Here is a 13078-nt window from a genome sequence, read left to right as displayed (position 1 = left end):
TCTTCCCCCGGTCTTCGCTCACTTGACGCTGCCCGCCGTCATCCCGGCCTTCCAGAACCGCTGCAGGAACAGGAACGCCACCAGCAGCGGCACCACCGACAGCAGAGACCCGGTGATCACGAGGCCGTGGAACTCGGGGAAGGCGTTGCCCTGCTTCTCCCAGGCGAACAGGCCCAGGCTCAGCGGGTAGAGGTTCTGGTCGTTCAGCATGACCAGGGGCAGGAAGAAGTTGTTCCAGATGGCGGTGAACTGGAACAGGAAGATCGTCACGTAGGCGGGCAGCAGCATCGGCATCGCCACCGACGCGAACGTCCGCAGCTCGCCCGCGCCGTCCGACCTCGCCGCCTCCAGCACCTCGCCGGGCACGTACCCGGCCGACAGCACGCGGGCCAGGTAGACGCCGAACGGGTGCACCAGGACCGGCACGAACACCGACCAGAACGTGTTGACCAGCCCGGTCCGCGAGGCCAGCAGGTAGAGCGGCACCGCGGTGGCCGTCGTCGGGACGAGCACGCCGAGCAGCACCGCGCCGAACATCTTCTCCTTGCCGAGCCAGTGGTACTTGTCGAAGGCGTACCCACAGGCGACCGTGATCAGCGAGCTCACCGCCGCGCCCACGCCCGCGTACAGCACGCTGTTGAGGTACCAGCGGAGGAACACCCCGTCGCCCTCGCGCAGTACGGACTCGACGTTGGCGAGCAGGTTGAACTCGCCGAAGGCGAACCCGGGCGTCGCGTACAGGTCGGGCAGCGACTTGGTGGCGGCGAACAGCAGCCAGCTCAGCGGCAGCAGTGTGTAGAGGGCGGAAAGGACGAGCAGGGTGTTGACCGCCGTGCGCGACATCCACCTCATCGCCGGTTACCCCACTTCGTGACGGCGTACGACAACACGGCCGCGAGCAGCGCGAGCAGGATCGACGCGGCGCCGGCCTGCCCGATGTCGTTGTTGCCGAACGCCTGGTTATAGGCGTACATGTTGGGCGTCCAGGTGCTGACGATGCCGTCGCTGACGTTGTCCAGCACGGTCGGCTCGGTGAACAGCTGCAACGAGCCGATGATCGTGAACAGCACCGTGGTGACCACCGCGCCGCGGATCATGGGGATCTTGACGCTCCACGCGATCCGCGCCGTGCCCGCGCCGTCCATCCGGGCGGCTTCGACCACCTCGGCGGGGATGGCCTGCAACGCGGCGAAGTAGATGATCATGTTGTAGCCGATCCACTCCCACAGCGCGATGTTGACCACCGCGCCGAGGACGTTGCGGCCGTCCAGGAAGTCGGCCTCGCCCAGCAGGTCCACGATCGGGCTGATGCCCGGAAGGTACAGATAGAGCCAGATCAGCCCGGCGATGACGCCCGGCACGATGTGCGGCATGAACAGCGCGGCCTGGAAGAACCTGCCGAACCTGGCCAGCCCCGAGTCCAGCAGCAGCGCCAGCGTGAGCGCCCCGCCGATCATCAGCGGGATGTACAGCACGCAGTACCCGAGGATCACCAGGAAGCCGTCGGTGAACGCCCGGTCCTTCAGCGTGTCGAGGTAGTTGCCGAGCCCGACGAAAACGGTCTCCGCGCCGCCGAACCCCAGCCCCGACGACTTCTCGGCGAACAGGCTGAGGTACACCGCGTACGCCAGCGGCGCCACGATGACCGCCAGGAACAGCGCGAAGAACGGCCCGACGAACAGCAGGATCGCGCCGCGCCTGCGCCACGCGTCCCCGCCGTCCGCCCGCGCCCGTGTCTCCACAGTGGTGGTCGTCATCTCCGCGCCTACTGCTGGGCGACGTTCAGCCCGCGACCCTTGATCTCCTCGACCGTGGCCGTCTGAACCGTGTCGAGCACGGCCGGGATCGTGGTCTGGCCGGCGCCGACCTTGCCGAGCGCGTCCTTGAACGCGGTCAGCGTCTGCACCATGCTCGGCCCCCACGTCCAGCCGGGCTGGATGCTCCGGTACGCCTCGGAGAACAGCGCGTAGATGTCCTGGTCCTTGTAGAAGCCGGCGTCGAAGCTCTTGGCCGCGACCGGCACGAGATCGGCGACGGCCGGGAAGCCGCTGGAGGTTCCGGAGGACAGGCGGGCGGTCCACGCCTCCTTCGAGCCGGTCAGCCACTTGATGACCTCGACGGCCGCCTTGGTGTTCTTCGACCCCTTGCTCACGCCGAACGTGGTGCCGCCGAGCATCCCGCTCGCGGGGGTGCCCCAGTGGGGGACGGGGGCGATGGCCCACTTGCCGGCCTGGCCGGCGTGGTTGCCCTTCATGACGCCCGCGCCCCAGTTGGCGCCGACGTAGCCCCAGAGCGTGTCGTCCTCGAAGGCGGCGTTCCACTCCTGGCTGAAGGACGGCTGCACCTTCACCAGGTCGTCCTTGACCAGGCTCTGCCAGTACTCGGCGACCTTCTTGCTGGGCGCGTCGTTGATCGTCACCTTCCAGGCGTCGCCCTCGGTGCCGAACCACCTGCCGCCGGCCTGCCACGACAGCGCGGCCAGAACGCTCGGGTCGTCGGGGAAGAACGTCGCGATGCGCGCCTCGCCGTCGGCCTTCTTCACCTTCTCGGCGGCTTTCCTGAAGTCGTCCCAGGTCTTCGGCACCTCGATGGCGTGCTTGTCGAACAGGTCCTTGCGGTAGAAGAACACCTGGGGGGCGGCGTCCATGGGCAGCGCCCACGCCTTGCCGCCGAGCTCCACGAGGCTGAAGACGCTGGCCGGGTACGCGGACTTGACGTCGGCGACCTCGGAGGAGAGGTCCTGCAGCGCGCCCTGGTTCACGAAGTCGGGCAGTTGCGGGTACTCCACGGACATGACGTCGGGCGCGTTGCCCGCCTTGACGGCGTTGGAGAACTTCGCGTAGCCGCCCGCGTTGCCGGAGGGGATCTCCTCGTAGGTGATCTGGACGTCCTTGTGCGTCTTGTTGAAGGCGTCCACGACCTCCTGGGTGCCCTTGGCCCAGCCCCAGAACGTCACCTGGACGGGCTTGCCCGCCTGTCCCGCCTGCTGCTGTGCCTGCTCTCCGCCACCGCACGCGGCGGCGAACAGGCTCACGGCGGCCAGGACTCCGGCGATGCCGGCACTCTTGCGTCCCATCGATTGCTCCTCATCGCGCTTCGATCGAGATCGATCGAGACAGTATCATTCGCTCATACTCGATCGTCTGTCTAGGGTCGGAGGGCAAATCGATCAGTAACGAAATGAACGCGTAAACCGCCGCGCCCTGGAACGCGCGCTCGGCGAGGGCCGGCCGGGGCGTCAGCGCAGGGCGGTCGTGGACTCCCGGACGCGCAGCTCGGGCAGCAGTTCGACCTGGCGGGCCGGATACTCGGGCCCCTCCTCGATCCGGCTGACCAGCAGGTCGACGGCGCACTGCCCGACCGCTCTCTTGGGCGGCGCGACAGCTGTCAACGGCGGGTCGCTCAGCGCCGCGACCTCGTCGTCGTAGGCCACGATCGACACCTCGCCCGGGATCCGCACCCCGGCCGCCCGCAGGTGCTGCACCAGCAGGAGCGTGTCCTCGTCGTTGTGCACGAGCAGCGCCGTGACGCCGCCCCTGATGGCCGCCACCACCTCGGCCACCTGCTCACGGGTGGGCCCCTCCTGCGCCATGCCCAGGTGCGCCGGCTCCTCCAGCCCCAGGTCGCGCACGGCGGAGACGAACCCGTGGCGCACCCGCGGGGCCGTCGGGCTGACCCGCGACACCATGGCCAGCCTCCGGTGGCCGAGCCCGGCCAGGTGGCTGGTGCCGAGGTAGGCGCCATGGGCGTGGTGGGAGGCCGCTGCGTCCAGCAGCGAGGCCGGGCCGCCCAGCTCGGCCCGCCGCTCGACCAGCACCGCCGGCACCTCCAGCTCCGCCAGCCAGGCTTCGTGCGAGGCGTCGGGCTGTCTGCTGGGCGTCAGCAGCAGCCCCTCGATGCCGCCGTCCACGAGCTGTTTGACCTGCGTGCGGTCCTCGTCGTCGTCATAGCAGGAGACGCCCAGCACCAGCCGCGCCCCCAGCCGCTCCGCCCGCTCGCGGGCCCCCCTGATGACGGCGGGGAAGTAGTAGGAGGCCGAGGGGACCAGCATGCCGATGGCCAGCGAGCGCCTCGGGGAGGCCTCCGGCACGGTGTCCGGCCTGGTGATGCCCCCGTGTACGCGCTTGACGAGCCCCTGCGCCGCGAGCTGCTCGACGTCCCTGCGCAGGGTGACCATGGAGACGTTCAGCCGGTCGACCAGTTCGGCCAGGCGGACCGAGCCGCGCTCGCGCACCTCATGCAGGATTAGTTCATGGCGTTGCTCGGCGAACACGGCGGCTCCTTCTGGCTCGATGGAGCAATCCTAGCGGCAGCGCTTTCGATTGTGAACGAATACTTTCGTTCAATCAGAGCACCGGGGTGCGGCACGAAGCCGGTGCCTGCGGCATCACCATTCGGCCGCCTCGATCATTCCGGTTCTTCCACCCGCCTGCTGATCTGGTCGATCCGGCGGATCCGGCCGTCCGGCGCCAGCCGGCCGAACATGTAGATCTCCGCCACGAAGGTCCTGCCCCTGCGCAACCTGGTGCGCAGGGTCCACCGGGCGGCGATCCGGTCGCCCGAGACCAGCGCCTCGTGGATCTCGGCACCGGCCCACTCGTCGGAGGCCAGCGCCTCTTTGTCGACGTTCCTGCGGACAGGGCGGACGTGATCGATCATGCGCTGCCGGTCGATCACGAGCCCGTCGTTGCGGTACTCGAAGTCCGGGACGAAGTAGCGGTCGAGGATCGCGCCGGGGTCCTCGTCGGAGGCAGCCATGTCCCGGGTGTAAGTGATCAGAAAGTCGGCGAGGTCACGCTCGGAATTGATGCCCATGATGCTTCCTTGGTGGGAGAAGGTCGATGTTCGGACGTACCCGACGCGCCGTCGAGCGTTCCTACGCGGCGAGTGCGGCGGTGATGTCGGCCTCGATGTGGCTGACGGCGGCCATGGCGCCGTAGGCCAGCAGGAACACTGTGCAGTGGTCGCTGAGGCGCCGGTCGGTCGCGCGCCAGGCGGCGACCTGTTCGTCGGTCACCGCCTCGGGCGCCAGCCCCGCCAGGATCGCCACCTTCGCCCCCGCTCGCTCCTGCTCCGTCAGCGCCGTCAGCGGCCGGTCCACCCAGTCACCGGCGGCGCGGCGGCGGCCGCGGTGCTCGGCCATCGTCGTGGCCACCGCCCGCGCGGTGGCGGACGTGAGCAGCCCGGCGCCCTGCGCGGCGGTGGCGGCGAGGGCGGCGTACGCCGTGCCGATCGGCAGGCCGCCGGCCCACGCCGGCTCCTTGCCCGCAGGCAGCCCGTCCAACAGCGGCAGGGTGGCACCCGGGCGCAGGTCCTGGTCCAGGTCACGCAGGACCGGGGCGCCCTCGAACGGCGGTTCGTCGTCGGCGGCCATGCTGCCCGGGGTGAGCCCGGCGGGCAGCATGGCCGCCGCCACCCGGTTGATGAAGTGCGTGAACAGCGCCGTACCGACATACTCGGCGGTGCCGTCGCCGGAGAACGGCGCCTCCACCTGGTCACCTCCGGTGGCGACCGCCCAGCGGAGCAGGGCCGCCTGGCTCGGATCGGCAGGCCGGCCGCCACGCTCGACGGCGTCGGCGAGGTCCGGCCGCCCGAGGAGGCGCAGCACGGCCAGGAAGGCCTGGACGTCGTACTCCAGGTCGTTGGCCTGGGCCACGCCCAGTGCCACCAGGGCCTTGTCCAGTGCCGGGACACCGCCGGCCAGCTGGGCCTCGCGCATCAGCGACCAGCCGGCCGCCATCAGCTCAGGGGACGGGGACATCATCATCACGGCCGGGCCGATGCTGCTGAACTCGGCGTTGACCTGTGCGTAGACCTCGGCCACCAGGCCATGGGCGCGGTTCGGGGAAACGGGGATGACGTGGCGTACCAATGACGGCATGGATCGTGCCCTTCGACGGGTGGTGTGCGATCGCGGTCCCGATCGTGCCGCCCGTGCCGGCCGCCGTCGTCGTACGACCGAAGACGGTTCGCGCTACTCCCGCCGCCGTACGTCCCCCCACGGCTACGGCACCGGAAGTGCCCACATGGCGCGGCCGTCGCATCACGATGGCAAGGCAGATCGACACGTCACTGCGGAAGAGCCGCATCTCACCGGCAACGCACCCGGGGGGCAGCACGCGACGCACGCGCACGCAACAGCCAGTGACGGTGCTGTCCACGCCGGCCAGCAGGTTACACGACCGCATTCTCGGCGGACAGACCTGGCACGGTGGCCAGGTGGCGCCTGCGCCTGGGCAGGCCGAAGGTCGGGTGCGAGGTGGACCAGAGCGCTGTCTTGATGATGCCCTCCTTGACCCGTGCGGGTTTCCAGCCGCCCTCGTACTTCGGCTTCGGCTGTCCTCGGTCATCGAACGTCTGCAGGATCCCGTCCCGCCGCCCGAGGCTGATGTGGTTGTAGGTGTAGACCAGCTTGGTCCTGGTGACCTCGCGGCCGGTGAGTCGTGCCACGATCGCCTGGATGGCCTGATTGCCGGTGTACCCCGCCGAAGCGCAGGACATCGGGAGCGGCCGGCCGTTGTCGCCGACGGCACAGACGCTGTCGCCGATGGCGTAGACGTTCGGGTGCGAAACCGACCGCATGGTGCGATCGACGACGACCTGACCGTTCCTCGTGACCTCCAGTCCGGCGGCGGCGGCAATGGGGCTGACCGCGAACCCGGCCGTCCACGCGGTCGCGTCGGAGGCCAGGGCGGTGCCGTCGGAGCACAGCACCCGGGTCGCTTCGACGGCTTCGACGCTGGTGTGCTCCACGACGGTGACGCCCAGCCGGTCGCAGGCCCGGCGCAGGTGGCGGCGGGCTCCGGCGGCGAGCCGGGCGCCAAGCTCGCCGCGGGCGACCAGCGTCACCGACAGGCCTGGCCGGGACTCGGCGATCTCGGTGGCGGTCTCGATGCCGGTCCACCCGTCGCCGACGACCACCACGTTCCCGCCTTCGCGCCGCCTGTCCAGGGTGTCCAGGCGCTCGCGCAGGCGCAGCGCCGACGGCCGGGCGGCGACGTCGAAGGCGTGCTCGGCCACGCCGGGGACGCCGTGGTCGGCGCCCTGGCTGCCGAGCGCGTAGACAAGCGTGTCGTAGCCGAGCTCGCCGCCGTTGGCCACGGTGGCGACCTGGCGCTCGGGGTCGAGGGCGGTGACACGGTCCAGGCACAGCCGTATCCCCGTGTTCGCGAAGACGTCGGCGAGCTGCGGAGCCTTCACGTCCTGGCCGGCCACGAGCTGGTGCATCCGCATGCGCTGGACGAAGTACGGCACGGCGTTGACGACGGTGATCTCGGTGTCCGCCCGGGACAGCCGGCGGGCCAGGTTCCCGGCCACGTAGGCGCCGGCATAGCCGGCGCCGAGGACGACGATGCGGTGTTTCATGTGGTGCTCCTGTCCTTTGCTTTCGGTGAGTTGAGCGGGACGGGGTGAGGGCGTAGCCCTCTCTTGGCGCGAGCGCGTGGTCCGTCCGAGGCGCGCCTACTCCCGCAGGATGGACAGGGCTCGCGAGGGGCAGAGGGTGACGGCGTGCCGCGCCCGTGCCGCGGTCTCGTCGTCGGGGCGGTCGGTCAGCAGGACCACGATGCCGTCGTCGCCCTGGTCGAACACGGCCGGGACGGTCAGGACGCACTGGCCGGAGCCGACGCAGAGGCCGGTGTCCGCTTTGATCCGCATCAGGCCCTCCTCACCAGGTGACCGGGAGCTCGTGCACGCCGTAGATGACGGCGTCGCTCTTGAACGGCAGCTCGTCGACCGGTGCGGCGAGCCGCAGGGTCGGGATGCGGCGGAACAGCGTGTCGAAGACGATCTGCAGCTCCATCCGGGCCAGGTTCTGGCCGAGGCACTGGTGCGGGCCGAACCCGAAGGCGACGTGGTGGCGGGCACCGCGTTCGACGTCCAGCTCGGCCGGGTCCTCGAACGCCGCCGGGTCCCAGTTGGCCGACAGGATCGAAACGATGACGCCCTCGCCGGCTTTGATGCGCGCCCCGCCGATCTGCACGTCCTCGGTCGCCAGCCGGGAGGTGACCCCGTCGGCGATGGAGAAGAAGCGCAGCAGCTCCTCCACGGCCATGGGCGTCCTGTCCGGGTCGGCCTTGACCAGGGCCAGTTGGTCGGGATGGGTGAGCAGCCCGACCACGCCGAGCGAGATCATGTTCGCCGTGGTCTCGTGCCCGGCGGTCAGCAGCAGGAAGGCCAGGCCCACCAGGGCCGCGTGGTCGAGCGCGCCTTCCTGGCGCTGCCGGGCGATCTGCCGGCCGAACAGGTCGTCGCCGGGTTCGGACTCCTTGCGAGTGATCAGGTCGTCGATGTAGGCGCGCAGTTCGGCGAGGGCTCGCCGGCGGTCTTCCGGCGACGTCCGGCTGACCATCATGGCGGTGCGGCTCTGGAAGAAGTCGTGGTCGGTGTAGGGGACGCCGAGCAGTTCGCAGATGACCAGTGACGGCACCGGCAGGGACAGCGCCCGCACCAGGTCGACCGGCCGCCGGCCGGTGGCGAGCATGTCGTCGACGAAGCGGTCGACGATCTCCTGGATCCGCGGGCGCAGCCCGGCCAGCCGCCTCACGGTGAACTCGCCGATCACCGGACGGCGGGCCGCGGAGTGTTCGGCGCCGTCCATGCCGAGCATCAGCGGCGGCTGGCTGCGGAGCTGCCGCAGGGTCTCCGCGTCGAGGGTGAAGAGCGGGAAGCCGTCCCTGCGCCTGTCGGAGGAGAAACGGGAGTCGGCGAGAACGGCACGGGCCTGGTCATGCCCGGACACCCACCACGCCTCGCCGTCGCCGGCCAGACGGATCTTGCTGATCGGCGCCCGCGCGCGCAGCCGCTCGTACTCGGCGGGCGGGGCGAACGGGCAGCCACGTTCGACCGGCAGTTCCACATCGGCCGACTCGCCGGTGACGCTTTCCATCATCGATGACCTCCAGTGATAGACCTGACTGACGTGCAGTGCCCGCCGGTGACCTCGCCCACGTAACTCGTACCGGCCACCCCCGACCTGCCGGGCTGTCCCCGCACAGGACGACGACGTCCTCCTTCCGGGCCACATCCAGACCCCGAGCCGACCAGGGACCGCCGAGCGGTGCCCGGAGGGCCGTCAACCTCGCGGGGTCGCCGGCGCGTAGGAGTGGGGGGGTGCGGCCGTCCGCACATGTCGCGCCCCGACAGCGGGGCCGCGGCGTGCGCGCAGGCCGCCGGCCAGGCACAGCATCGCCCCGACCGTGAGCCAGGCCGCGAGGACGGTGACGGGGTGGGTGGCGCCATGGCCGTCGAAGAAGGCGGTGGAGCGCAGCAGCTGGCCGCCGGCCCCGGGCGGCAGCAGCTGACCGAGGACGCCGGACCAGCCGGGCAGCATCTCGGGAGCGGTCGCGGTACCCGACAGGGGATTGCCGATGAGCATCATGGTGACGGCACCGAGTCCGAAGCCGACGAGTCCGAACAGTGCCTCCAATCCGAGGATGCTGAGGGCGGTGGCCGCGATGGTCAGGGCGATGGCGCCGCTGTTGGCCCAGTAGGAGCCGGTGAGCGAGCCGAGCCAGAACTGCAGGATCGCTGCCGCGGCCAGGCCGCCGGTGATCGCGAAGGCGAGCGCTCCGGTGACCCTCCGGGCGGTGCCGCTGACGAGTCTGGTCAGCAGCAGCACGGCGAGCAGTCCGGCCATGACGAGGGGCAGGGCTCCGGCGGCCAGACCGGCGCCACGCGGGTCGTCGGCCGGCAGCGCGGCGAGATCGCGGACGGCGGCCGCCGGACCGGCGCCGGGCGCCTGCGCCTGGCCGAGCGCGGCCGCGACGCCCTGCAGGGTCTGGGCGACCGCTGCGCTGCCGGCGGAGGCGATGATGACCTGCGGGGTGCCGGAGCTGACGTCGATCGCCCCGTACACCTCCCGGTCGCGGATCAATCGTTCGGCGGCCGCGGTGTCGGCGACCTCGGTGATCTCGAAGCCGTCCGGCAGGCGTAGGTCCAGAGCGGTGCGGATGCGCTCGGCCGCGGCGGCCGGCCCGGCGACGGCGATCGGCACATCGTGCACCGACGCACGCACCGACGGCCAGGCGAAGGCGATGAGCATCACGGAGACGATCGCGGTGAGAAGGACGACTGCCCTGGCCACCGTCGACCAGGGCGACGGTGGCGTGGCGGCTGCCGGGGCGGCTTGAGCGGCCATGGCTACTCCTCCAGAAGAACGGGTGAGGCACGTGGTGACCGGGCGAGCCGGTACGCGCTTGCCCGATGGCGGGACGTCTCCCCGTGCTCGACTTTCACCACCTGATGACTTCATCGGTGTTGAATTCTACGGTAGAGCAATTCCACATGGTTGAATAGCCCCATGGCCGACGAACGTGGAAGACGACCGGGAAACCCGCAGACCAGGCAGGAGATCCTGGAGGCGGCGATGGAGTCCTTCAAGGCACATGGTTACGGCGGCACGACGATCAGGGGCGTGGCGCGGGCGGCAGGGGTCGATCCCGCCCTCGTGATGCACTTCTTCGGCAACAAGGACGGGCTGTTCAGTGCCGCGATCAACACCAGCCTGCCGGTCGCGCTGCTGGTCGGGGCCTTCGACGGCGACGAGGCGCACATCGGCGAACGGCTCGTGACGAAATACCTGGAGGTGTGGGAGGACCCGGCGCACGGCCCCGACCTCTCGGCCGTGCTGCACGCCGCCGCCGCCACGCCGGCGGCGGCCGAGCTGCTGAAGGAGCTGACGAGCCGAGAGCTGCTCGGCCCGGTCACTCGCCGCCTGTCCGGCGACCACGCCGAGATCCGCGCCCTGCTGACCGCCTCGCAACTGCTCGGCCTGGCCATGATCCGCTACATGCTCAAGGTGGACCCGCTGGCCTCGATGTCCGCCGGCCAGGTGGTGGCCGTGGTCGCGCCCACCGTCCAGCGCTACCTGACCGGCCCGCTCTCCCTGGACGAGATCGCGGGCACGGGGCGGCCGGGGTGACGGAGGAGATCGTGTGACGGGCTGTCCGTCGGCCCGGCTGGTCAGGGTCGATCGGGACGGCGGGTCAGCCGGTCGGGTCGTTGCGCAGGAGCACCCGCAGATCGGCGACCGGCTGGACTCCGGGAACCGGCGGGCGCCCGTCGATCACGAGGCTGGGCACGCTGGTGACGCCGTGCTGCGCCGCGCGGCGCCGGTCGGCGTGGACGTCGCCGGCGTAGTCGTCGCCGTCCAGGACCGCGCGTACGTCCTCGGTGTCCAGCCCGGCCTCGCCGCCCAGCCGCTGCAGGACCCGCGGGTCGGCCACGTTGTCCCCAGCGGTGTGGTACGCGTGCAGCAGCAGCTCCATCATGTGGTCGGCGCGGCCGTGGTCGGCGGCGAGCTTGACGAGGCGGTGCGCGTCGAAGGTGTTCACCGGGCGGGCCAGGTGGAGGTTCAGCTCCAGGCCTTCGGCCGCGCCGAGCGACCGGATCCGGGCGATGCGGACGGGCGCCTGCTCGCCCCACCAGCCGGTCATGGCCTCCGCGGCGGTCGGGCCCGGGGTCCGGCTCTCGTCCGGCGCCAGCTCGTAGCCGCGCCAGACGATCTCGATGCTGTCGCGGCCGGGCTGCCCGGCCAGGGCGGCCGTCAGGCGTCTCTTGCCGATGTAGCACCAGGGGCACAGCACATCGGCGTACATCTCGAGCTTCATGAACGTGGTCCCTCGCTCGCCCTCGAAGCCATCAAGGTGTGGTCGATGGTCGAGCGGAAACCTGAATCCGTGCTCACGGGCACACTCCTCACAAGGCCGGATGCGGGGGCGATGCCCCGGCCGCCATCATGCAAGCTCAACCACAGTTGAGATCAACCGTCTGTGCGGAGGGAGTGGCTTCGGGAGGCCGTACCGAGCCGGACGTCAAGGGGTAGGCGCGACGGCGTCGCGCGGCTCGGGGGTCGGCGACGGGGACGGCGCGGGGGCGGGTGACCGGCGCGAGAGCAGGTATCCCGTCAGGGCGGCGAGCAGGCCGGCCAGGCCGGCCGCCGCGAAGCCGCCCGCCGGCACGGACGCGTCGATCGCCAATCCCACGACGGGGGAGCCGAGCGCGAAGCCCGCGCTCAGCGCCGAGGACTGCAGGCCGGTGGCCTCGCCTCGCACGCCGGCCGGCGCCAGCCGGCTCACCGCGTCGGAGATCGTGGAGAGCGTGGGTGCGGTGAGCAGCCCGGCGGCGATGACGGCCGCACAGAGCCAAGGCCAGTCACGGGCGAGTCCGGCGGGAACCGTCGCCAGCCCGAGCAGGCCGAGCAGCAGCCACGTGGGCAGCGGCCGGGCCAGCGTTCCGTACACCAGGCCGCCCACGACGGACGTCACCCCGAGCACGGCGACGACCATGGCCGCCCACGAGACCTGACCCGCTTCCTCCAGGGTGGCGATGATGGCCAGGTCGATGCCGGCGAGCAGCATCGTGGCGCCGAACCCCATCGTCAGAACGGCGGCCATGCGCGTCCCCAGCCACTCCCGGCGCCGGGGCCGGTCCGCCGCGTCGCCGCCCGCCTCGTCCTCGGCCCGCAGCGGCGGGTCGAGCAGGGCGATCCCCGCCCCGCCGGCGACGATCGCGGCGCCCACGCCCCATGCCACCACGCCGGGGGACAGCGTCGCCGCGCACAGGATCACCACCGCCGGGCCCACCATGTACGACAGCTCGCCCGCCACCGCCTCCAGCGCGAACGCCGCCCGCCGCTGCCCCGCCGTCGTCATGGCGGCGATCGCCTGCCTGGTCACCGGTTGGACCGGCACCATCAGCAGACCGGCGGCGAAGGAGGCACCCAGCAGGATCGCGTAGGGCAGCACAGGCACGGTCAGCCAGAACACGATCTGCGGCACCACCGTGGCCAGCAGCACGGTGCGCAGGCCGCGCCGGTCGATCATCCGGCCCAGCAGCGGCCCGCCCAGCGCGACACCGGCGGTGAGCGCCGCCGCCACGCCTCCCGCCGCCGCGTAGCTCATGTCGAGGGCGAGCACGACGTACATCGTCAGCGCCGTCACGTCCGCCGTGATCGCGGCACGAGCGAGCAGCGAGATGCCGAGCAGGGGCGTCATCCCCGGCACCGCGAGCACCTGTCGAAAACTGGTCACCGGTCTGACGCTAGGTCGCCCCCCTGGCCATAGGAAGTCGTCAATCA

At 71.1% G+C, this 13078-nt stretch carries 13 protein-coding genes; 1 reads left to right on the top strand and 12 read right to left on the bottom strand.

Annotated elements, in window-relative coordinates; genetic code table 11:
• Positions 1-18: 18 nt before the first annotated feature.
• From CXR44_RS33540 to CXR44_RS33495, 10 genes are all read right to left on the bottom strand, one after another.
• Complete coding sequence (locus CXR44_RS33540; RefSeq protein ID WP_101790169.1) at positions 19-843, bottom strand: carbohydrate ABC transporter permease; 825 nt, start codon at positions 841-843, stop codon at positions 19-21.
• 5 nt (positions 844-848) lie between these two features.
• Positions 849-1757: a carbohydrate ABC transporter permease gene (locus CXR44_RS33535; RefSeq protein WP_101790168.1), complete on the bottom strand. Its 909-nt coding sequence runs from the start codon at positions 1755-1757 to the stop codon at positions 849-851.
• Positions 1758-1765: 8 nt separating this feature from the next.
• Positions 1766-3076, bottom strand: a complete 1311-nt coding sequence (locus CXR44_RS33530; protein WP_101790167.1) for an ABC transporter substrate-binding protein — start codon at positions 3074-3076, stop codon at positions 1766-1768.
• A 162-nt stretch (positions 3077-3238) separates the two neighbouring features.
• Positions 3239-4273, bottom strand: a complete 1035-nt coding sequence (locus CXR44_RS33525; protein WP_219602153.1) for a substrate-binding domain-containing protein — start codon at positions 4271-4273, stop codon at positions 3239-3241.
• Positions 4274-4407: 134 nt separating this feature from the next.
• Positions 4408-4815, bottom strand: coding sequence for a hypothetical protein (locus CXR44_RS33520; protein WP_101790166.1), 408 nt, complete (start codon positions 4813-4815; stop codon positions 4408-4410).
• A gap of 61 nt (positions 4816-4876) precedes the next feature.
• Entirely contained in the window at positions 4877-5881 is a 1005-nt protein-coding gene (locus CXR44_RS33515) for a carboxymuconolactone decarboxylase family protein (protein ID WP_144070182.1), read from the bottom strand.
• Positions 5882-6174: 293 nt separating this feature from the next.
• Positions 6175-7365, bottom strand: a complete 1191-nt coding sequence (locus CXR44_RS33510) for an NAD(P)/FAD-dependent oxidoreductase (protein WP_101790164.1) — start codon at positions 7363-7365, stop codon at positions 6175-6177.
• Between the two features lie 96 nt (positions 7366-7461).
• Complete coding sequence (locus tag CXR44_RS33505) at positions 7462-7656, bottom strand: ferredoxin (protein ID WP_101790163.1); 195 nt, start codon at positions 7654-7656, stop codon at positions 7462-7464.
• Positions 7657-7666: 10 nt separating this feature from the next.
• Positions 7667-8890, bottom strand: coding sequence for a cytochrome P450 (locus CXR44_RS33500; RefSeq protein WP_101790162.1), 1224 nt, complete (start codon positions 8888-8890; stop codon positions 7667-7669).
• Positions 8891-9073: 183 nt separating this feature from the next.
• Positions 9074-10138, bottom strand: coding sequence for a hypothetical protein (locus CXR44_RS33495; RefSeq protein ID WP_219602145.1), 1065 nt, complete (start codon positions 10136-10138; stop codon positions 9074-9076).
• Positions 10139-10300: 162 nt separating this feature from the next.
• On the opposite strand from CXR44_RS33495, the gene CXR44_RS33490 reads away from it, so the two are divergent.
• Positions 10301-10921: a TetR/AcrR family transcriptional regulator gene (locus CXR44_RS33490; RefSeq protein ID WP_101790161.1), complete on the top strand. Its 621-nt coding sequence runs from the start codon at positions 10301-10303 to the stop codon at positions 10919-10921.
• Between the two features lie 64 nt (positions 10922-10985).
• On the opposite strand, the gene CXR44_RS33485 is transcribed toward CXR44_RS33490, so the two are convergent.
• On the bottom strand, positions 10986-11609 hold the full coding sequence (locus CXR44_RS33485; protein WP_101790160.1) for a DsbA family oxidoreductase: 624 nt from the start codon (positions 11607-11609) through the stop codon (positions 10986-10988).
• Between the two features lie 204 nt (positions 11610-11813).
• Positions 11814-13031 (bottom strand): MFS transporter, encoded by a 1218-nt coding sequence (locus tag CXR44_RS33480; protein ID WP_219602143.1) that lies wholly within the window; start codon positions 13029-13031, stop codon positions 11814-11816.
• Positions 13032-13078: the final 47 nt, after the last annotated feature.

This window comes from Nonomuraea indica (genome assembly GCF_002850745.1).
In the GTDB taxonomy this organism is placed as follows: domain Bacteria; phylum Actinomycetota; class Actinomycetes; order Streptosporangiales; family Streptosporangiaceae; genus Nonomuraea; species Nonomuraea indica.
This window is presented reverse-complemented; position numbering and strand designations above follow the sequence as displayed.